General features: G+C 71.6%; 10 protein-coding genes. 2 read left to right on the plus strand and 8 right to left on the minus strand.

The window, feature by feature from the left end:
• Positions 1-6 precede the first annotated feature (6 nt).
• Positions 7-1845 (minus strand): dihydroxy-acid dehydratase, encoded by a 1839-nt coding sequence (gene ilvD / locus OCJ37_RS01925; protein ID WP_263112016.1) that lies wholly within the window; start codon positions 1843-1845, stop codon positions 7-9.
• Positions 1846-2137: 292 nt separating this feature from the next.
• Here ilvD and OCJ37_RS01930 point away from each other — a divergent pair, with 292 nt between their 5' ends.
• Together OCJ37_RS01930 and OCJ37_RS01935 are read left to right on the plus strand one after the other, a co-directional pair.
• Positions 2138-2683 carry a DUF1190 domain-containing protein gene (locus tag OCJ37_RS01930; RefSeq protein ID WP_263112017.1) on the plus strand — a complete coding sequence of 182 codons (546 nt, stop codon included), beginning with the start codon at positions 2138-2140 and terminating at the stop codon, positions 2681-2683.
• A gap of 34 nt (positions 2684-2717) precedes the next feature.
• Positions 2718-3899, plus strand: coding sequence for a glutathionylspermidine synthase family protein (locus OCJ37_RS01935; RefSeq protein WP_263112018.1), 1182 nt, complete (start codon positions 2718-2720; stop codon positions 3897-3899).
• Positions 3900-4460: 561 nt separating this feature from the next.
• On the opposite strand, the gene OCJ37_RS01940 is transcribed toward OCJ37_RS01935, so the two are convergent.
• The 7 genes from OCJ37_RS01940 to OCJ37_RS01970 form a co-directional block, all read right to left on the minus strand.
• Positions 4461-5768 carry a PstS family phosphate ABC transporter substrate-binding protein gene (locus OCJ37_RS01940; RefSeq protein WP_263112020.1) on the minus strand — a complete coding sequence of 436 codons (1308 nt, stop codon included), beginning with the start codon at positions 5766-5768 and terminating at the stop codon, positions 4461-4463.
• 321 nt (positions 5769-6089) lie between these two features.
• Positions 6090-18149: a filamentous hemagglutinin family protein gene (locus OCJ37_RS01945; protein ID WP_263112021.1), complete on the minus strand. Its 12060-nt coding sequence runs from the start codon at positions 18147-18149 to the stop codon at positions 6090-6092.
• 24 nt (positions 18150-18173) lie between these two features.
• Positions 18174-18533, minus strand: coding sequence for a hypothetical protein (locus tag OCJ37_RS01950; RefSeq protein WP_263112023.1), 360 nt, complete (start codon positions 18531-18533; stop codon positions 18174-18176).
• Positions 18530-19192 carry a hypothetical protein gene (locus tag OCJ37_RS01955; RefSeq protein ID WP_263112024.1) on the minus strand — a complete coding sequence of 221 codons (663 nt, stop codon included), beginning with the start codon at positions 19190-19192 and terminating at the stop codon, positions 18530-18532. Before OCJ37_RS01955 ends, OCJ37_RS01950 begins: the two co-directional genes overlap by 4 nt.
• A 2-nt stretch (positions 19193-19194) precedes the next feature.
• Positions 19195-20916 carry a putative porin gene (locus OCJ37_RS01960; protein WP_263112026.1) on the minus strand — a complete coding sequence of 574 codons (1722 nt, stop codon included), beginning with the start codon at positions 20914-20916 and terminating at the stop codon, positions 19195-19197.
• A 28-nt stretch (positions 20917-20944) separates the two neighbouring features.
• A complete protein-coding gene (locus tag OCJ37_RS01965; protein ID WP_263112027.1) occupies positions 20945-21622 on the minus strand; it encodes a TonB family protein in 678 nt (225 codons plus the stop codon).
• Between the two features lie 9 nt (positions 21623-21631).
• Positions 21632-22036 carry an ExbD/TolR family protein gene (locus tag OCJ37_RS01970; protein ID WP_263112029.1) on the minus strand — a complete coding sequence of 135 codons (405 nt, stop codon included), beginning with the start codon at positions 22034-22036 and terminating at the stop codon, positions 21632-21634.
• Between the last annotated feature and the right edge of the window lie 4 nt (positions 22037-22040).

Below are 22040 nucleotides of genomic sequence, written 5' to 3' on the forward strand. Positions count from 1 at the left end.
AATGCCTCAACCGTCCAACATCGCCTTGTCGCGCACCGCGCCCTTGTCCGCGCTGGTCGCCAGCAGCGCGTACGCCTTCAGTGCGGTGGTGACCTTGCGCGGGCGCACTTCGACCGGCTTCCAGCCTTGCGCGTCCTGCGCGGCGCGGCGGGCGGCCAGTTCGGCGTCGTCGACCAGCAGGTTGATGCTGCGGTTGGGGATGTCGATCAGGATCCTGTCGCCGTCGCGGACCAGGCCGATGGCGCCGCCGGCGGCGGCTTCCGGCGAGGCATGGCCGATCGACAGGCCGGAGGTGCCGCCGGAGAAACGGCCGTCGGTGAGCAGGGCGCATTGCTTGCCCAGGCCCTTGGATTTCAGATACGAGGTCGGGTACAGCATCTCCTGCATGCCGGGGCCGCCCTTGGGGCCTTCGTAGCGGATCACCACCACGTCGCCGGCCTTCACTTCGTCGGCCAGGATGCCTTTGACCGCCGCATCCTGGCTCTCGAACACCTTGGCGTTGCCTTCGAACACGTGGATCGATTCGTCCACGCCGGCGGTCTTGACCACGCAGCCGTCGAGGGCGATGTTGCCGTACAGCACCGCCAACCCGCCTTCCTGAGAATAGGCATGGGCGACATCGCGGATGCAGCCGGCGGCGCGGTCGGCGTCCAGCGTCGGCCAGCGCGTGGCCTGGCTGAAGGCGACCTGGGTGGGGATGCCGGCCGGGCCGGCCTTGTAGAACGTGTGCACGGCGTCGTCGTCGGTCTGGGTGACGTCCCATTGCGCGATGGCGTCGGCGAGGGTGCGGCTGTGCACGGTGGGCTGGTCGGTATGCAGCAGGCCGCCGCGCGCCAGTTCGCCGAGGATGGAGACGATGCCGCCGGCGCGGTGCACGTCCTCGATGTGATACTTCTGCACGTTGGGCGCGACCTTGCACAGCTGCGGCACGCGCCGCGACAGGCGGTCGATGTCGCGCAAGGTGAACGGCACTTCGCCTTCCTGCGCGGCGGCGAGCAGGTGCAGGATGGTGTTGGTGGAGCCGCCCATCGCGATGTCCAGGGTCATCGCGTTCTCGAATGCTTCGAAGGTGGCGATGCCGCGCGGCAGCGCGGTCGGGTCCTCGGCGCCGTACCAGCGGTGGCACAGTTCCACCGCGGTGCGCCCGGCCTTCAGGAACAGCTGCTCGCGGTCGGCGTGGGTGGCCAGCACGGTGCCGTTGCCCGGCAGCGCCAGGCCCAGCGCCTCGGTCAGGCAGTTCATCGAGTTGGCGGTGAACATGCCCGAGCACGAGCCGCAGGTGGGGCAGGCGCTGCGTTCGAACGCGGCGACCTTCTCGTCGGAGGCGCTGTCGTCGGCGGCGATCACCATCGCGTCGATCAGGTCCAGGTTGTGGTCGGCGAGCTTGGTCTTGCCCGCTTCCATCGGCCCGCCGGACACGAACACGGTGGGGATGTTGAGGCGCAGCGCGGCCATCAGCATGCCGGGGGTGATCTTGTCGCAGTTGGAGATGCATACCAGCGCGTCGGCGCAGTGCGCGTTGACCATGTACTCCACCGAGTCGGCGATGATCTCGCGGCTGGGCAGCGAGTACAGCATGCCGTCGTGGCCCATGGCGATGCCGTCGTCCACGGCGATGGTGTCGAACTCCTTGGCCACGCCGCCGACGCGCTCGATCTCGCGCGCGACCAGCTGGCCGAGATCCTTCAGGTGCACGTGGCCGGGCACGAACTGGGTGAAGGAGTTGGCGATGGCGATGATCGGCTTGTGGAAGTCCGCGTCCTGCATGCCGGTGGCGCGCCACAGCGCGCGCGCGCCGGCCATGTTGCGGCCGTGGGTGGAGGTCTTGGAGCGATAGTCGGGCATGGGGGGCGTCGTGCGGTCGAAGGCGGGCGGAGTGCTGGCGGAAGCGGTCGGCCGGGCGGGGCGCAAAGGGTTGCAGTCGCAACCTTTTTCGCCTCGTGCGGGGCCATTCGTCACGTTATCACGCGGCCTGCGCGGCTGCCTTGCCGGCGATGAACCGGCAAGGCGCGCGGGCCGCGCAGAGGGCGCCGCGGCGATGGGGCGGTGCGGACGACCGCGCAATGCGCGGCGCTGGCGATTTCCGTCGCCGGCCGGAACCAGGCATCATGCCGGTCTGTCGTCCGGGAGGGCACCGATGAAGCGATCCAAGAAGGCCGCGCTGCTGCTGATGGGCACCGCGCCGCTGCTGTTCACCGCCTGCGAGCGCGAGGCCAAGACCCAGACCCAGGAGGGGCTGTACACCTCGGTGGAGGCCTGCGCGGAGCAGACCCACGACATCACCACCTGCCGCGAGGCGTTCAAGCAGGCGCAGCAGCAGTCGGCCGAGCAGGGTCCCAAGTACGCCAGCCGCGAGCAGTGCGCGCAGGAGTATTCCGCCGAGCGCTGCGTGGAGCAGCGCGACAGCCAGGGGCATTCGTTCATCGGCCCGCTGATGACCGGTTTCTTCCTGTCGCAGATGCTCAACGGCAACCGCATGGCCGGCTTCAACGCCGCGCCCGCCTACCAGGACCGGCAGAGCCAGTGGCAGCGCCCGGCCAGCGGCGCCGGCGCCGGCGCGGCCACCAGCCTGCGCGGCAACCAGACCATGACCCATATCGGCGCCACGCCGAACCGCGCGGTCACCGTCAGCCGCGGCGGCTTCGGCAGCTCCAGCGGCGCGCGCGGCAGTTTCGGCGGCTGATCGCCGCAGAGCAATTCCGAATCAAGGCAAGCACATGCAACGCATCGCGATCGTCGAACGCGGCGACTGGCGCGCGCAGGCCGCCGAGTGCGGTTTCCGTTTCCATACCATCGACGGCGAGCGCTACTGGGACGAACGCGCCTACTACGCGTTCACCTTGCGCCAGATCGAGCGCGACCTGGAGGATCCCAGCGCCGAGCTGCACCAGATGGCGATGGGGCTGGTCGAGGAGATCGTCGCCAGCGAGGCGCTGATGCAGCGGCTGGCGATCCCGCCGGCGTTCCGCGACTGGATCGCCGAGAGCTGGCGTCGCCGCGATCCGCACCTGTACGGGCGCCTGGACCTGGCCTACGACGGCACCGGCCCGGCCAAGCTGTACGAGCTGAACTACGACACGCCGACGTCGCTGTTCGAGTCGGCGTTCTTCCAGTGGCAGTGGCTGGAAGACCAGCGCGCGCAGGGCCGCCTGGCGCGCGACGCCGACCAGTTCAATTCGGTCCACGAAACGCTGGTGGCGCGCTTCGCCGAACTGGCGGCGCAGTTGCCGCCGCCGCTGTACTTTGCCGCGGTGCGCGATTCAGAGGAAGACCAGGGCACGGTCGCCTACCTGCGCGACTGCGCGGCGCAGGCCGGCCTGTTCGGCGAGGCGATCGCGATCGAGGACATCGGCCTGTCCGAGGACGGGCGCTATACCGACCTGGACGACGTGGTGATCGGCGCGCTGTTCAAGCTGTATCCGCTGGAGGACCTGTTCGCCGAGCGCTTCGGCCAGGCGCTGCCGGGCTCGGGCCTGCGCCTGCTGGAGCCGCCGTGGAAGGCGCTGCTGAGCAACAAGGGCATCCTGCCGCTGCTGTGGGAGCGCCATCGCGGCCATCCCAACCTGCTGCCGGCCGCGTTCGACGACGGCGCCGCGCTGGCGCCGGGCTGGGTGCGCAAGCCGCTGCATTCGCGCGAGGGCGCCAACATCGCCCTGCATCTGGCCGACGGCCGCATGCTGGAGAGCGATGGTCCCTACCAGGGGCCATGCATCGTGCAGCAGGCGCATCCGCTGCCGGCGTTCGATGGCCGCTATCCGATGGTCGGCAGCTGGATCGTCGGCGACACCGCGTGCGGCATCGGCATCCGCGAAGACGACGGCCCGATCACCCGCGACAGCGCGCGCTTCGTGCCGCATGCGATCGTGGAGGAAGGGCGGCCGGGCGTGTTGTATGCCTGAGGGGCGAGAGGCCGCGTAGCCGCGCGCCGGCCGACGGATCGTCAGCTGTCGCCGAAACGGCCCAGGCACGGTGATGGCGATCGTGATCGCGAACGGTTGCGGCTGCCGCACAGCAGCACAGCGCGCTGGTTTACTGTAGCGGTCCAATCCATGCAGGGCCATGCCATGGAACGCCAGTCGATCGCGCACCGGTTGCAGGAGCTCAGGGACGAGCGCCGCGCCGGCGATACGCAGCTGCGGCAACTGGATGCGCGCAGGAGCGAACTGCAGTAAACGCTGCTGCGGATCGATGGCGCGATCCAGGTGCTGGAGGAGCTTCTGCGCGACCAGGAGGATCCGCCGGCTACGGCGTAGCGGCCTTCGGCGCGTTGCGGGTGGTGCCGATCTCGCCCGGCGAGGCCTGCAGCGATGTGCGCATGCAAGCGATGGCGATGGCGATCCGAGATGCGGATCGCATCGTGCCGTGTCGATCGCTGCGCCGGATGCAGCGTCCAGACAATGAAAAACCGGCGGGCATCGCTGCCCGCCGGTCGAATGCTATCCTGGCTTGAAGCGTTGCGGTTACTGCACGCAGGTGTTGACCGTGTTCTGCGCCGAAGCGGTGATGCCGCCCAGGTAGGCGAAACCTTGCGGCAGCGCCGGACGGGTGCTGGTGTTGTAGAAGATGTTGAACAGGTCCTTGACCGCCTGCACGTGCGCGGCGCTGCCGTTGCCGCTGGTGAAGCCGGCCAGGTAGGTGATCGCGGCGATCGGGTAGGCGTTGGTGATGGCGGCGGTCGGGTTCACCAGGCGCACGCAGTTCTTCACCGCCGTGGTGCCGCTGCCCGGCACGGTGTTGACGGTCGCGCCGTCGAGCACGCGGCCGCTCAGCAGCGCAGCGGCGGCCAGGGTCACCGGAACCGGATTGCCGCTGGAATCGCGGCCGAAGTTCTTCGGGTCGAAGCCGGCCACGGTCGCGTACTTCGCCGACTGCAGCAGCACTTCGCCGACGTCGGCGTAGCCCAGCGCGTTGCTGTTGGTGACGCGCACCGAGGTGACCACGCCGTTGTTGCCGCTGGCGCCGATCGCGCGCGAGCCGTACACGGTGCTGACGCCGCCCGGCAGCGCGGAGTCGAAGGTCTGGTTCGGGGCGAAGACGAAGCCGGACGGCACGTTGCTGGTGCCGTTGCAGGTGCGCGCCAGGTAGCTGGTGAAAGCGAACGTGGTGCCGCTGCCGTCGGTGCGGTAGACGATCTTGATCGGACCGGTGGTGCCGCTGCCGGACACGCTGCTCCAGTCGCTGACCAGGCCGGAATAGACCTGGCAGACCTGGGCGGCGGTCAGGTTGAAGCTGGTGGCCGGGGTGCTCTGCGCCAGCGCGATCGCGCCGGCCAGGGTCGGAACCTGCACGACGCCGACGCGGCTGGCGGCGTTGCCGCCGCTCAGGAACGCGTTGTAGTCGGCGGTGCTGTACGGCGCGTCGGTGGCGATGAAGTCCGGGGCGGCAGCGGCGGCGCTGAAGCCCAGCGGCGAGACGCTGAAGTCCCGGCAGGGCTGGTTGGCGGCGGGGTTGCCGGCCAGGACATTCTTGCCGAAGCCGCTGCCGGTCTGGCAATACGACACCTTGTTGGTGCTGGCGTTGCTGTAGGTCAGGAACACCGAGCCGGTGCCCAGGGTCGCGGTGGTGAAGCCGGTGCCGGCGGTGTTGCCGGCATTGGTCGACAGGCGCGCGTTCGGGGTCACGCCGGTGTAGGTGTTGCCGACATACGGCTGCGCCGGGAAGGTGGCGCCGCCGCCGTAGAGGTTCTCGGCCGCCATGGCCGAACCGGTGGACAGGGCCGCGGCCGCAATGGCGATCGCGCTGATACGGGAAATATGAAGGTTAAGCACTTGCCTCTCTCCTTGGTGAGAAAACGACGGAATGAATCCGGGGGAATTCTTTACCTGTAGCGTGCTGGCGCCATCGACTGGCGCCGAGAAAGGTTGCGCTTGGCAGATGATGTTGCGGCGACATTCGTTGGAACGTTTTTTTACCTGTGATGCGCAGTCCGGATCGGGCCGTTATTAATGTCGCTGACATAATAAAACGACCGAAAAATAACGATTAACTCAGGGATTTTCCCGCGGGCGTAAGCGTGTCTACGAGATGCGCCATTTTCCGCATGCCGCGGCAGCGCGGAGGCGCTGGCCGCGGCCTGCGTCGCCGCAGTGTCATGGGCCGGGTTGGCAGCGCGGATCGTCCACCTTGCAGTCGCCGAATCCGACCACCTGCACGGTGATGACCGACGGCGCTTCGCGTGGCGTGGCGTTGCCGCGCGAGGCCAGGTCGCCGACCGCATCGGACACCGCCGCCGCGGCGTTGGACGCGGCGCTCAATGCGCCGCCATCGACGTTGCGCGCGGTCCCGACGCCGACCGTATCGCCCTGCACCTGGATGTTGTCGGCATTGGCGACGAACTGCGCAGCTACGATCAGATTGCCGGCGGCGCGGATGCCGGCATCGCCGGCGTCGACGGTGCCGCGCGGGGCGACCAGCACCGCGTTGCCGCGCGGATCGTCCGCATTCAGGCGCAGCGTGGCGATGCCGGCACCGCTGACCTGGCCGCTGGCGTCGAGCACGCAGTACTGGTCCTGGTCGCACAGGTAGCGCGCCCGCGCGCGCTCGGCGCTGGTCTTGCTGCCCTTGCCGGCATTGATGTCGCCATTGGAGCTCCACAGCGTCAGGTCGCCGCCGCGCTGGGTGAAGATGCGGCTCTGCGCCAGCAGCACGCTGGCATCGGTGAAGACGCCGATGTCGCCTTGCCCCACCGCCAGGATGCCCTGCTGCGCCGGGCCGATCAGCACGTTGCCCTGGGAATCGGTCACCACCGGCGGCGCCAGCACGCTGCCGACCTGCAGTGCGCCGCCCGGACCGAGGATGCGGATATCGCCGCCGGCCTGGGTCTGAAGGGTGGAGCCGCGCATGTCCAGGGTGCCGGTGAGACTACGCGTCGCTGCGCCGTTGGCGCCGCCTTCCAGGTTGTTGCGGGTGTAGCCCAGGCGAGCCGGGAACAGCGCCTCGATCGCGGCGTAGCCGCGTGTGTATTTCTGGAAGTCCGGGCTGGCGGGATTCGCGTAGCCTTCGCCGACCTGCTTGAGCACGTCAAGGAAGACGCGTTCGCTCAGCAGGCGCCGGGTGGCGGTCGGCAGTTGGGCGAACTGACGCCAGGCCTCGGCGGGCGTCAGCGTGTCCTGCATGGCCACGGCTGACTGTGCAAGCGGCATTGAGGCCGGTGCAGAGGTGTCCGGCGCATGTTGGAGCACGAATTCGACCAGCCAGCGCTGGTAGGTGTCGGTGTTCTGCTGGCTGCCCGGATCCAGATACAGCGCGGCCAGCGCATCGGCATCCTCGCCGTTGGCCACGCCGTAGCGCACGACAAGATCCGCGCCGGAAGTGGTGCGGATACCGCCCGCATTCCGGTCGACAAGGCCAATCCGCAGGCCCTTCATGGCCTCTTCGGCCGAGGTCAGCGGACCGAGATTGCGCCCGGCCTCCACCTCGAACGTTCCGGGACCGTCGAGTGACATCCAGCCCCAGCGAACGGACTCGTCGCCAACGGGGCCTCCCAGGATCGGGGTGTAGTAGATGTCGCGCCCTGCCTGAACCCGGGTCACGTCCGAGGCCCGGTAGTTCTGCGCTCTCAGATCCAGATTGACGACGTCGCGGCCGGCACGAATGTCCGCCGGTTTCGGCAATTGCAAGGTCAGCGGATTGAGCATGAAGCCGTCGGCCGCATAACCGCTCACCACGTCGCCGTCGCGGCTGTAGATGCGCACAGGTTGCGCATCGTTCCGATGCAGGTCGAGTTGCGCATTGCTGCCAGCAGAAGCGTCGTTGCCGTCGTAATTGCCGGTTTCGTCGAGCATCGCCAGTTGGAACTTGTTCTTGCCGGCGACCAGCGTGTCGTTGAACAGGCGAATGTCGCCCTGCGCCATCGCTTCGAGCTGCCCTTGCGCCGACGGATACAGGCGCCCGCCGGTCTCGAACTGCAGGCTGCCGCTGTGGGCGACTGCGTCCACGCGGGCCGGAAGCACGTCGTCGAACACACCGTTGGTCAGGATGAGATCGTTCGTGCCGCGGCTCGTATCGCGCGCGCCGTTGCCGAACAGCACCGCCGGCAGCTTGAGCGTGCCGAGGCGGACATCGCCGTTCAACGTGTCGATGGCGATCGCCGAGGCGCTGCCGTAGTCGGTGGTGGCGCGGGTGGTGTCGCTCATCAATGCGGCGACGCCGCCGGAGGACAGCACGTAGCTGGGATTGACGATGGCGCCGAGCGACGCGTCGCCGCCGGCATGGATCGCCCATTGCCCGTCCTGCAGTGCGAATACCGGGTCGACCGCACTGCTCACCTGCAGCAGTGTCCCGGCTTCGTTGTAGCCCTGGCCGCGCAGCGTGAACGCGCTGCCCAGGTTGCCGCCGGCATTCAGGCTGCCTTGCCCGTGCGCGACGAAATAGTCGCCGCCGAGCACGTCGCGTCCTGCGTCCACCTGCAGGTCGCCGCCGCCATAGGTCTGGCGGCCCTGCGCGGTCAGCCGGTAGCTGGTCGGCAGCGAGACCGACAACTCGCGGATGTCGCGCCCGGCCTGCACCGCGACGTCGCCGCCGCTGCTGAGCACGCCCTGGGCGAAGCCGCCGTAGTTGATCAGCCCGGCGCTGGGCGTGACGCCGTCGGCGCCGACCGGATTGCCCACCTGCAGCCACGGCCACCAGTACTGGCCGACGTAGTTGCCGGCCACGCCGGTGCGGCTGCCGTCGCGATCGAACACCTGGCGGTTGCCGAGGATGTCGCGCCCGGCCTGCAGCAGCAGGTCGCCTGCGGCTTCGGCGTTGGCCTGCGCGCTGACCACCTGGTCGGCGGTGCCGCTGGCGTTGTCGCTGCGCACGATGCGGATGTCGCTGTCGGCATCGCTGCCGGCGGCGGGCTGGCCGGCGCTGTAGACGCTGGCCGGCGCGTCGGCGTCGGCGAAGCGCAGGTCGCGCGCGGCGGCGATCTGGATGCTGCCGGTGCCGGTGCGCACCACGGTCGGCAGCAGCACGTCCTTCTTGCCGCTTTCCTGGTAGCGCTGGTGGCCGTCGAGCACCACGTCGGCCTCGCTGCCGGCGCGCAGCGCGTCGGGGCGGATGCTGGCGAAATCGGCGCCGGCGACGATGCGGTAGCGGCTGCTGTCGCCGCCGATCAGGCTGGTGGTGGCGAGCGGCAGCGGATTGTCGGCGCGGGCCTGCAGCGATGGCGTGTTGTGGGTGGCGGCCGGCAGCAACGGCCCGAGCACCGGGGCGGCGGGCAGCGCCAGGGTGGCCAGGCCGAACACGCCGGCGTTGGACAGCTCGGTGTTGTACGCGAACATGTCGAGCAGATAGCTCTGGTAGCTGGCGAGGTAGGTGGAATAGTCGGCCGGCGAGGTCGGCCCGCTCGGTGCCTGCGGCTGGTCGGGGTAGTCCTGGATCGGGTAGCCGTTGTCCGGCGAATAGCTGTAGATCACCCCTTCCAGCAGGCTCATCGGCAGGCCGCCCAGGTCGTGCGGCTGCTGCAGCATGTCCAGCAATTGCAGGTATTGCCCGTAGTACTGCGCGGCCTGGTCGGGGTCGCCGAGGTCGGACGGCGGCGCCGGGAGCAGGCCGTCGATGCTGATGAAGGCGTTGTTGAAGGCGTTGTCGAGCAGGGTCTGGTAGGCATTCGCCGCGCTGGTGTAGGTCCCCTGCGGCCCGCCGCCGCCGAACGGATTGCGCAGCTGGTAGAACCCGTCGCTGAGGCTGGCCTTGATGGTCACGCCGCCCTCGGCGCGCAGGGTCAGCACCGGCGCGTTGCCGTTGTAGCGGAAGTCCAGCTGGTCGCGGTTGGCGCCCGAGCCGAGGTTCCAGTTGCTCATCACCCGGATCTCGCCGCCGTTGATGGTCGGATCCGGATTGCGCAGCTCGATGCCGGGACGCGCGCGCAGGTTGGGCAGGTTGCTCAGGCGCGCCTCGAACGCGAAGCCGGGACGTTGCACGAAGCCCATCAGCGTGCCGGGCGTGCCGGCCGCATCGTCGGCATAGCCGTAGAACTGGCGATGCGCGGCGTTGGCGCTGTCCGGGGTGAACGCGTAGCGGGTGAGGTAGTCGGCGACCTGCGCCGGCGTGGTCGGCGCCGCCACCGCGTTGCCGGTCAGATCCGTCCAGCTGCCGGCCAGCAGCGCGCCCTGGGCGTCGTACCAGCCGGCCGGATCGATGATGCCGTCGAAGTGCTTGTTCGGATCGACACTGGCGTCGGTGGTGCTCCACACCGCGTAGGCTTCCAGGCCCACCTCGCGCGCGCCGCGCACGCTGGCGCCGTTGGCGACGGTCACGTTGACCTCGCCATCGGCGAGCAAGGGCGTGCGGATCTCGACGTTGCCGCCGGCCAGGCCGCCGGCGCTGCCGCCGGAGACATCCAGCACCGCATTGGCGCCGATCGCGATGGTGCCGGCGGCGCCGGCCTGCACGTTCTGGTAGCCGTAGTCGGTATTGAGGGTGCCGTCGTCGCGGCCGCTGCTGCCCAGCGCGATGCTGCCGCCGCGCTTGTCGGCGGCGCTGCCGCGCGCCAGCAGCTGGCCGTCGATCGCCACGCCGTGGCGGCCCCATAGCGCGATGCTGCCGCCCTGGGTGCCGGAGGCGTCGATGCTGCCGGCGATGCCGATGTTGCCGTTGGCCGCATCGCGGGCGGTGGCGTCGGCGCCACCGTCGGCGGTCAGGGTCACCGCGTCGGCGCGCAGCGTGTTGCCGGCCGACAGCAGCAGGTTGCCGCTGCGCGCATGCAGGTCGATGGCGCCGTCGAAGCCGCTGCCGGCCAGCTGCACCGCCAGCGGATCAAGCGCGATCGCGCTGCCCGAGTCGAGCACGAAGCGGCCGCCGCGGCCTTGTGCGGCGTGGCCATCGAGGCGGCCGGGCAGGGCCACGCGGCCTTGCGCCGCCGACAGGTTCACGCTGCCGGCGTCGGCGCTGCCCACGGCCGACACGTCGATGCGGGTGGAAGCGTCGGCAAGCACGTCGCCGGTCGCGGCCTGCAGGGTGACCATCCCGCCCTGGGTCGGCCGCGTGGCGCCGAAGAAGGCGCTGGCGACGCCGGACGCATCCAGGGCGGCGCCATCGTGCAGGCGCACCGCACCCTCGGTGCTGCGCAGCACGATGCCGCCGGAATTGGCGCGGATCAGCCCGCTGCTGTCGATGCTGGCGCCGACCAGGCTGACCCGCCCGCCCAGCGGCTGCGCCGCGCCGGCGCTGCCGCCGCTGCGTTGCAGGCGCAACGCGCCGCCGGTGCGCAGGGTCTGGTCGGCGCCGGCGTCGGCCAGCAGCAGCGGCGTGCGCAGGTCCACGTCGCGGGTGCCGAAATCGAACTGGCCGCGGTCGCGCACGTACAGCGTCTGCGCCGCATCCACCGCGACCGCGCCGAAACCGGTCAGTTGCTTGTCGCCGCCGGCGAAGGCGACTTCGCGCCCCTGCAGGTGCAGCAGGCCGCCGCCGGCCACGCTGTCGGCCGGCGCCGCGCTGCTGCCCTGGTTGGAGAAGGTCAGCTGGTCCGCGCTCAGGCTGACGTCGCCGCCATCGCCGACGAAGCGGCCGGCGCTGAGGGTGAGCGCGTTGCTCACGCGCAGGTCCAGGCCGCTGGCGAACTCCATGTCGCCATAGCTGTGCAGGCCGACCTGTCTGGCCTGCGCGAACTGCGCCAGGCTGCCGGCACCGAGCACCAGGCCGTCGGCCTCGCCGCTGGCGGCCTGCGCGTCCAGGCGCACGTGGCTGGCGCTGGCGTCGATGCGCTGGCCGCGCAGCAGCGCGCCGGCATCGATCGCGCTGTCGCCGGTGGAATCCAGGCTCAGCGCCGCACCGCCATCCAGCAGCGCACCGGCGCCGATCTGCAGGCGTGCGCGCGCCTGCGCCGCATCGGGCACGTTGGCGCGCACGATCCCGGCCGTGCCGAGGCTGGACAGGCGCAGCAGCGCGCTGTCGCCGCTGTCGCCGCCGTCCTCGCCGACCAACAGCGTCGCGGCAGCGCGGGCGCCCGTGCCGCCCTGGGCCTGCAGCACGCTGCCGGCGTCCACGCGCACGCCGCTGTCGGCATCGCTGTCGTCGCCGCTGGCGGCCGCCAGCAGCAGTTCCGGCGCGCGCAATGCGCTGCCGGCGTCGTTGCTGACCCGCAGCCGCTCCGCGGTCACGTGCAGGCGCGTGCCGTCGCTGGTCTGTTCGCGGGTGCCGCCGAGCAGCAGGCTGCCGGCGTTCATCGCGTTGAGCGCGGTCGCCTCCACGCCGACGTAGCCGGCCGCGGCGGTCTGCCCGGCACCGAGCACCTGCAGCGCGCGCGCGGCGATATCGACCTGGGCGGCGTTGCCGCCGCTGGCGGCGGCGGTGGACAGGCCGGCGCCCAGGCCGAGCGCGCTGCCGGCGTCCAGGATCAGCTGCCCGCCGTCGCGCGGCAGCTGCGGCACCGCATTGCCGCGGCCGGCCGCCTGCGCGGCGAAGAACGCATTGGCGCCGGTGCGGGTGTATTCCGAGTACTGGCCCCAGGTCGCCGCCGACTGCACTTCGAACAGCTGGCTGCGCGCGCTGCGCGTACCGCTCAGGGTATCGACCAGGTAGCCGGCGACCACGGCGGTGCCGTCGGGCGCGATCAGGTTCTGCGCGGCCGTGGCGTCATCGCTGCCGCTGCGCGCGACCACCCGGTAGGCACCTGGCAGCGTGGCGTACTTGGCCGGCAGCAGCGTGTAGTCGCCGTCCGCCAAGCCGGGCACGCCGCTCAGATGCACGGCGCTGCCGAGCGCGGGCGTGCCGCCGTTGCGCTCGAACGCCGCGTCGCTGGCGGCAACCGGCGTCTGCACGCCGGGCACGATCGCGTAGACCGTGCGGCCGTCCGGATACAGCGGCACCTGGGCGGCGCTGCCGCTGGCATAGCTGGTGTTGGTGGAGGACAGCAGGTCGCGGCTGCCGCCGGTGCCGGGCACCCACTCGCTGGCCTGCAGGTCGCCGCCGCCGGACAGGTCCACGCGCGCGCCGGGCGCCAGCGCGATGCTGTCGGCGTCCAGCCGAATCTGCTTCTGCGGCGGCGCGCCCAACGCGGTGTTGCTGCCCTGCGCGCTGCCGTCGTAGCGCCACTGCGCGCCGTCCACGGTGCTGCCGTACGGCAGGGTCGCGCCTTCCAGCGACACCGAGGTGAGGCTGCCGGCGCCGAGGCTGACCTCGCGGGTCGGGGTCAAGGCGCGGTTGCCGAACACCGCGCGCGCGGCCGCGTCGTCGGACGCACCCACGCCGAGCAGCAACCGCCCGCTCGGCGCGCGCAGGCGGCCGTCCTGCGCGATGCGGGTCGCGTCCAGCGCCAGCGTGCCGCCGGCCGACAGCGGCAGCGCCGGCGTGTCGCCCTGGGCCTGGATGTGGATGCTGGTGTCGGCACGCGTACCGTCGGCACCGAGCGCGCCGAGCGCGCGCACCAGGAAGGTCTCGCCGCTGGCCGGGTACAGCTGCGCGGCGCTGAAGGTCAGGTTGCCGGCGGTCAGCAGTTCGCCTGCGCGCGGCGTGGCGATGCCGTTGGCGTCGAGCAGGTAGGCATAGGCGGCGGGCGTGTGGAAGCGCAGCGCGCCGCTGCTGGACAGGCGCGCCTCGCCGACGCCATCCAGCGCGAACTGGCCGCCGAGATCGATCTGTGCGGCGTTCACCGTCAGCGTGGTCGCGCCGGGCGCCTGCGGTTCGGCCAGGACCGCGGCCGCGCTGTTCGGCGATTGCCAGCCGTTGAGGCCGACGTAGGCGGCGCTCAGTGTGACCTGGCCGCTGTCGGCCAGGTCGCCGAAACCGGTCGCCCCGTCCGCCAGCAGCGCATAGCGCGGCGCATTGAACACCAGCGCGCGCGCCAGCGACAGATCGACGTCGCCGGCGAAGCCGACCGGCACCTGCGGGCGCAAGGTGCTGGTCGGCGACTGGTCGCCGACCAGCAGCGTATCGATGCCGCTGGCGTGCAGGCGATCGGCGGCGAAGTACAGCGGGCCGGGCGTTGCGGTGGCGTTGGGCAACGGCGCGCCGGGCTGCGCGCCCTGCGGCAGGCGGCTGTCGTGCTGGGTGAAGATCACCCCGCTCGGACCGGGCAGCACCTGGTTGCTGCCGTCCACCAGCTTCAGCGGCAGCAAGGCCAGGGTGCCGCCGCGGTCCTGCGCGCTGCCGCCGCCGGCGCGGATGCTGCCGTCGAAGTACAGGCCGGTGCTGGCGGCCAGGTCCAGGCGCCCGCCGGCGCTGCCCACGGTCTGCGCCTGCAGCGTGTCGCCAGCGCCGATGACGGCGTTGCCGGTGGGCAGGTCCAGCACCGCGGTGGTGCCGGCCAGGTCCAGCTGCGCGCCGTCGGCGACCACGATCGCGCCGCTGTCGTTGCTCAGGGTGATGTGGCCGCCGCCGAGCACGCGCCCGCTGCGCGGCCGCACCAGGCCGCTGGCGCCGGGTTGCAGCGCGGCCTGCGGATCGAGCAGGGCGATGCCGGAGACGTCCAGGCGGCTGTCCGCGCCCAGCCATACCGCCTTGCCTGGCGCCGCATAGGCCGGGCCGCGGTCCACGTCGGGCGCGGCGGACAGGCCCGAGTCGCGCGAGGTGTCGCCGGACACGACGATGCTGCCGCCCTGCGCCTGGATGCCGCCCAGCACCTCGACCTGGCCGCGCCCGCCGATGCGCACGCTCGCGCCCGGATCCAGCAGCAGCTGCGCGCCTTCGTCGAGCAGCACGCGCCCCGTGGCGCCGCTCAGGCTGGGATTGCCGGCGACGCGGCCGAGGAAGTCGCCGCCGCGCAGCGCGAAATCGGTGGCGGGGCGATAGAACGGATCGAGCTGGCCGAGCGTGGCGTAGCCGTTGCCGCCGGCCTGCGCCGCGCCGGCGACCACCGCGCTGCCGCTGGCGGCGCCGCGCAGCGCCTGCAGGTTCGGGAGCAGGTTGCGCTGGCCGACCCGCAGCTGGGTGCCGGCGGCGATGGTGGCGTCCTGTTCGGCGGCCAGGTCGTAGCTGCCGAAGCTGTTGTCGGCGAAGAAGCCGGCGTCCAGGTGCAGCACGCGCGCGTCGCTCGGCGCGGCGCCGCCGATCTGCACGCCGAAGGCGCGCAGGCTCAGCGTGCCGCCGCCGGCGAAGTTGTCCGCGCGCAGGCTGGCCGGATCGAACTGCAGCCGCCCGGCGCCGTCGGCGACGGGGGCGTCGGCGGTGTAGGTGGGCGAGCCGGCACTCTCGTTGGACGGGCGCACGTAGGTGTGCAGGGCGATGTCGCCGCCATGGCCGAGCGGCCGCCCGTCGCGCATGGCCAGCGCGCCGTTCTCGTCGACATAGCCGCCGCTGGAGGCGTCGAGCACCGCGCCGGGCGCGATCAGCAGCGATGCGCTCTGGTCGCTGTTCTGGCCGGTCGTCGTGTCGGTAAGCCGTGCCTGCAGCGCGTCGAGGGCGATGCTGCCGCCATCGACGAAGGCGCTGCCCTGCGCTTCGGCGCCGAACCGGCGGTCGTCGTTGGTCCAGCGCCCGCTCACGTCCAGCCGCGCGCCGGCGCCGAGCAGCAGGTCGCCACGGCCGAGCAACTGCTGGCCGTCGTCGGCTTGCCGCGGATCCTGCGCGTAGGCGAAGCCGCCGCTGCTCTGCAGCGCGATCTTGCCGGCATGCGCGGTCAGCGCGCCGTCGATCTCCAGGCGCCGCGCCTGCAGCGAGATCGTGCCGCCGTCGGCGACCTGCATCTCTGCGCCGGCCGCCACTTCGATCACCGGCGCATTGCCGATCGCGACCGTCTGCAATCCGCTGCCATTCACCATGCGCGTGGACAGCCGCGACCAGAACAGCGGGTTGTCGCGCTCCTGCGCCGACGCGGCGCTGTCCGGGACCGCATCGGCCGGCGTGTCCACTGCCAGTCCCTGCGGCAACGCGGCAGCGGCGTCGACGATCGTCCAGCTGCGCTGTTCGCGGTCGATGTCGCCATTCACGGACAGGCCGATGGTGGCGTTGTAAAGACCGATGTCGCTGTCGATGCGCAGCGCACCACCTTGCGGCAAGGTGCCGCGCGCACGCTGGTAGCGTCCGGCGAGGGCTTGCGCGGAGAGATCGCCCTCCAGCAGCGCCAGACCCGGTTCCTGTCCGTTGTTGCCGGCATGCCGCCCGAGTTCGATGTTCAGCGCGCCGGCGTCGCCACCGTGCAGATAGTCGCTCTCGTAATAACGGCGGCTGCCCAGCAATGGGTTACGGAATTGTTCGCTCACGCCCCAGCGCGTGTGCGCGACGGTCTGCGTGCCGGCCACGCCCAGGTAGCGCAGGGACGGGTCGGCGCTGGCCAAGTCGTACAGGCGCCCGTCGGCGCCGAGCAGGCGCGGTGTCTCGACCATGCCGCCGAGCATGTGCACGTAGCCGCCGTCCATGTTCAACTGCGCGCCAGGCGCGATCACCAGGTCGCGCGCGCCGATGTTGATGGTGCCGCCGTCGAGCAGCATCTCGTCGATGCTGCGCGGCACCTGGTCGACATAGCCCTGCGCATTGAGCAACGGGCTGCCGACCCAGGCCTGGCCGTCCTCGCGTACGCCGCTGGCGCGGCGATCGAACTGCAGCGCCTGGCGGAACAGCGCGCCGTCGCGTTGCAGCGGCGCATCGGCCAGTTCGTTCTGGCCCACGCGCGGGATCTGCACCAGGTTGCTGCTCATCGCCTGCTGCACATCGGCGATGCCGGACACGTCGAGCTGCGCGCCGCTGTCGATCATCAGCCGGTTGTTGAGTTGGGGACGCCCCTGCGGCCGGGTGGCCTCGCTTCCCAGGCCGATCAGGTTCACGGTTCCGCCCGGAGCGAAGGTGAGCGACTGTTCGCGCAACTGCACCTGCGCGCCAGCCAGGATCATCCGCGGGCCGAGGAAGGCCAGATCGGCGGCGCTGCTGGAGGTGGTGGTCTCGCCATCGTGCTCGGGCAACGTGGCGGTGACCGAGCCCGGCGCCAGTTCCAGGGCGCCACCCTTGTAGTTGGCCAGCGCATCGCCGCCGGCGGTGCTTTCCTGGTTGATCGCCAGCAGCATCGCGCTGCCCGGGCGGCTGATGCTGGTGGTGGCCTGGACCAGGCCGCGCTGCTGCACGCTGTAGCCGGCCAGTGTCGCGTTGCCGCGGGTGACGGCGACGATGCCGCTGTTGTCCAGCGTACCGACTGCGGAGCGGTCGCCGGTCGGCGAGAAGAAGCCGCTGAAGCCCAACGGCATGCTGTTGCCGCTGCTGGTTCCGAGCAGCGTCTGCAGTTCCTGCGACTTCCGCAACCCCAGCACCGCCGCCAGCATCGCCTGCCCGTCCTGCGCGGTCACCGTGCCGGCGTTGCTGACGTTCGGCGCGGCGATCAGGGTGTAGCCCTGGCTGCCGCTGGCGATGCGCGCGCCGCTGTCGATCCGGATGTCGCCCGGGGTCTGCCCGGCGGCCACGCTGTCCAGGCCGGTCAGCACCACGCCGGTCTGGCCGGCGACGCCGAACAGGCCGCGGTTGAGGAAGGTCTGGTCGCTGAGCAGCCGGTTGGCGTCGAACAGGTCCAGCGAGGACACCAGCAGCGAATGCGCGTTGACCTGGCTGGCGCCGCCGAACAGCACGCCGTTGCGGTTGAGCAGGTACACCTGGCCCGGCGCCTGGATGCTGCCCAGGATCTTGCTCGGCGCTGCGCTCGGGTCGTTGACCCGGTTCAGCGCGATCCACTGCGCCGCGTCGCTGCCGCCGGCGGACTGGTCGAACTGCAGGCGGGTGCGGCTGCCGACGTTGAACGTCTCCCAGTTGAGGATCGCCTTCTTCTGGGTCTGCTGGATGGTGACCTGGGTGTCGCCGCCGACCACCTGCTGGGTCGGCGCGCGCGCGCCCAGCCAGACGTTGCGCTGGCCCAGGCGCGGATCGTCGTTGCGCACCGCGCCCGGATCGATGATCGCGCCGTCGGGCAGCTGCAGGCCGCCCTTGCCCAGGCCGTCCGGCACCACGCCGGCCTGCGATGCCTGCGCCGCGGCGCGCGCGGCGGCCTGCACCGCGTCCAGGCTCTGCCGGGCCTGCGCGGCGCGCTGGAACGCCTGCAGCGACTTCTGCGCCAGCTTGCTGGCCGCCGCCGACTGCAGGCCCTGCTGCTGCGCGGCCGCTGCCGCCTGCGCGCCAGGATCGGCACCGCGGCGCACGAACGGGCTGGTCTGCGCCTGGCTGCGGCCGACCAGGACGGCCGAGATCGCCATGCTCAGGACCAGCAGGCGAAGGGGGCGGCGGGAGCGGTTGCGGCGGCGGTTGCGGGGCATGGCGGCGATCTCGGTAGCGGCGCGTCAGCGCGCCGGAGCGAACGGAGTGGGGAGGTAGTGCGGCTGCGGCCGCTGCGGGGTCAGCGAACGGCCGTAGGCGTTGCCGTAGCGCTGGCGCAGCGCGGCCGGCGTGGGTTGCCCGCGTTGCAGCGGGTCCAGCGCGGTCGCGGCCGCCGCCAGCGGCGATGCGCTGGGGCGGGCGTTGGCGGCGGCGGCGCGCAGCGTCTGGTTGAGGCAGTGCAGGTGGCCGGCGACGTCCTCGCCGATCCGCACCTGCACGCACGGCGCGTTCGCCGGTGGCGGTGGCGCTGCGCGCGCGGGGCCGGTGCTCGTGGCCAGTGCGGCCAGCGCCAGCCACGCCGGCACGGCGCCGGCGCGGTTCACGGCGTGGCGCCCTGCATCGCCGTGGCCGCGGTGGCGCTGGCGCAGGACTGGGTCTGCGCGTGCTGCTCGGCCAGGCGGTCCTCCAGGGCGCGCACACGGTTCTCGCGGGTCACCCTGGCCATGCCGAACATCTCGCGGCCATGGCTGCGCACGAAGCGCACGAACGCCGGGTCGCGGTACAGCGCGGCCAGTTCGCGCGCGGTGGCGTACAGCGCGTCGCTGCCGGCGGCGCATTGCGCCATCCGCGCGCGCTGGCGCTGCAGTTCCGCGTCCAGCGCCGCCCGGCTCTGCGCCTGCTGGGTCGCGGCCTGCGCGGCCTTTGCCTGCGCCTGCTGCTGTTCGCGTTGTTGCGCGAGCGCCGCGTCGCGTTCGCGCCGCGCCTGCTCGAGCTGGCGCTGCAACGCGGCCTCGCGGCCAGGATCGGCGGTTGCCGCGCGCGGCGCTGGCGCGGCCCGCAGCGCGTCGCGCTCGCGTTCGGCGGCGGCGGTGGCCAATTGCTGCTGGACCAGCGCGGCCTCGGCCTGGCGCAGCCGCGCGCCGGTGTCGCGCAGCGCTTCGCGCAGCCGCGTCTCGGTGCTGTCCTGTGCGTGCAGCGGGGCGACGGCGAGCAGCGCCGCCGCAAGCACGCCGCAGGCCAGGCGGGAGGGAAGGCGGCGCATGCTCAGAACTCCGTGCCGAGGTCGAGCTGCAGCAGGTCCACCGCGAACGGCGCGCCGGAGATCTCGTTGGCGCTGAGCCAGCGCAGGCCGACCCAGGTGCTGCGCGCCAGCGCGTAGTTGCCGCCGACGATGAAGCCGCGCGCATTGGTGCCGCCGAGATGGAAATCCGAATCGGTGAACCCGTCCGGCACCGCGTCCGACTCCAGGTACTTGTAGCCGACGCTGACGTTCCAATCGCCCGGCTGCACCGGCTTGGGCTGGCCGACGGTGAAGTTGAGGTAGTAGCCCATGTCGCCGCCGTCGAACACGCCCTGGTCGCCGAGGTTGTTGACCGGGCCCAGCGAGCGCACGCGCGTGGCGTTGTAGCGGGTGTTCTTGACCACGTCGGCCTCGAGCAGCATCGCGACCGGCGCGAACTGGTCCATCTGCAGCTGCGCGTGCAGGTCGGCGACGCCGAACTTGCTGGCGTAGCCGTAGTACTGCAGTTGCGGGCCATTGGGATTGGCCGGATCGGCGACGATGTCGCGCAACGCGAACAGGGTGTTGCCGAACTGCTGGAACTGCGGCCGCGAGCCATCGGTGTCGCAGCTGTCGGCCGAGGTCGGCGCCAGGCATGGCGACGAACGCTTGCCCTCGAACTGGTCGTACTGGAAGTAGCCCAGGCCCACGCGCAGCGCCATGTCGTCGGCGAAGCGCCAGCGCGCGCCCAGCTGCGCGCCGTACATCCACTTGTCGCGGCTGCGGGTCTTGCTGGTGCTGGTGGAGCCGAAATCGAACTCGGTGTTGTAGACCGGGAACAGGCCGGCGCTGATCCACGGCGCGAACGCGGCGTCGTCGTCGGCGGCGGCCAGGTCGTAGCGCGCGGCCACGCCGTCGAAGTTGAGGTCGTTGTCGAACACCAGTTCGCTGCTCCAGAACGGATTGGCGAACCGGCCGAAGGTCAGGGTCAACGCGTCGGTCGGGGTCAGCTGCAGCGCGGCGCGGTCCAGCCACAGCGAGTACTTGGACAGGTTGCCGCCGCCGCCCAGGGTCTGGTTGGTGGACACCGGGCTGCGGTCGCTGCCGGTGGCCAGGCGCAGGTCGGCCTGCACCCAGTCGGCGATCTGCGCGCTCACGCCGAGCCGCGCCCGCACGCGCATGCGGCTGCGGTTGCGCGTGGTGTTGACGAACGGCGCGTTGTTGGCGCCGACCACGTCGAAGCCGGAGCCGGCGTTGATGTCGCCGAAGTCGGGGAAGAACGCATAGTTGTCGTCGGCGTTGAACACGCCTTCGCCGCGCACGCGCAGGTCGCCGTACACGCGCACGCGCTGGGTCCATTCCGGCAGCGCGCCGGGCGTGGCCCAGCCTTCGGACTTGGCCTGCGCGGTGACTTCGGCGCGCAGTTCGTCCTTGATCTGCTGGCGCACCGGTTCGGGCACGTACTGCACCACCACCGCGCCGGGCTGGGTCTGGTACGGCGCCGCGCCGGACGCCGCCGGCGCCGGCGCGGCGGCCGCCGTGGCGGAGGCTTCGCGGATCAGGTCGTCGGCCTGGACGCGGGTCATCACGCCCTTGGCGACCAGCAGGTCGATCAGGCGCAGGGTGACCTGCGGATTGATCTGCGCCGGATCGATCGCGGCCGTGGTCGCGGCGGCCTGCGCCATGGCCGCGGCCGGCGCCAGCAAGAGCGCCAGCAGGGCCAGGCGCAGCCGGGACGGACGGTGGAGAGGAGACGGAATGGTCATGCTGGGGTCCTTGGTGCGAAACGCGGCGTCAGCCCGGCGCCAGCGCGCCGATGCGCAACTGGATGGGCTGGGGAAGGGAAGCGGGCGGCGGTTGCGGCAGCGGCTGGTCCTGCAGCGCACGCACGATCGCCGCGTCCAGTTCCGGCTTGCCGGCCGAGCTCAGGATCTGCAGGCGGCCGATGCTGCCGTCCGGGTTCAGCCACAGCGCCACGGTGGCGCTGTAGCGGCCCTTGCGGGTGCGCTCGTTGCGCTGCAGCAGCTGCTGCACCGCGCGCTGCACGCTGGCCGCATAGCTGCCGAACGGACTGCCGCCGCCGCCGCCCTTGCCGCCGATGCGGGTGCCGCCGCCGTCGCCGGCCTGCAGGCCGAAGGCGTTGTCGCCGGGGCCGGCCGGCGCGGTCAGCGGATCGCCCGGCGGCGTCGGCTCGGTATCCGGCTTCGGTTGCGGCATCGGTTCGGCGGCCTGCAACGGCTGCGGCCGTTCCTGCGGCTTGGGCGGTTCCGGCTCGGGCTTGGGCGGTGGCGGCGGAGGCGGCGGTGGCGGCAGCATCACCTGGGTGATGCGCGGCGGCTGCGCGCGCGCCGGCATCGCCTGCTGCGGGCGCAGCAGCAGCGCGACCAGCCAGCCGAGCAGCAGCAACGCCAGCGCCGCGGCGCCGAGCTTGAGCCAGCGCCGCGACGGCTCGGCGTACTGCAGCGTGTCCATCGCGTCCACTCAGCCGGCCGCCTGGCGTTGCGTGGCCAGGCCGATCGAGGCGATGCCGAGCCGGCTGCACAGGTCCAGCACCGCCATCACCTTCTCGTACTGCACGGTGCGATCGCCGCGCAGCATCACCGGCAGCTCGGCGTCGTTGGCCAGCGCGTTGCGCAGCTGCTGCTCCAGCTCGCTCATGCTCACCGGCACCGCGTCCAGGCTGACCTGGCCGTTGTTGTCGATCGCGATGACCTTGGTCTTGGGTTCGGACAACGGCTTGGCCGCGCTGGCCTTGGGCAGCTCGACCTTGATGCCCTGCACCGCGGCGGTGGTCATGATGATGAAGATCACCAGCAGCACGTACGCCAGGTCCAGCATCGGCGTGATGTTGATGTCGTCGTAGGGCTTCTTGCCTTGGACCTTCATCGGC

Source organism: Xanthomonas sp. AM6, assembly GCF_025665335.1.
In the GTDB taxonomy this organism is placed as follows: Bacteria; Pseudomonadota; Gammaproteobacteria; order Xanthomonadales; family Xanthomonadaceae; genus Xanthomonas_A.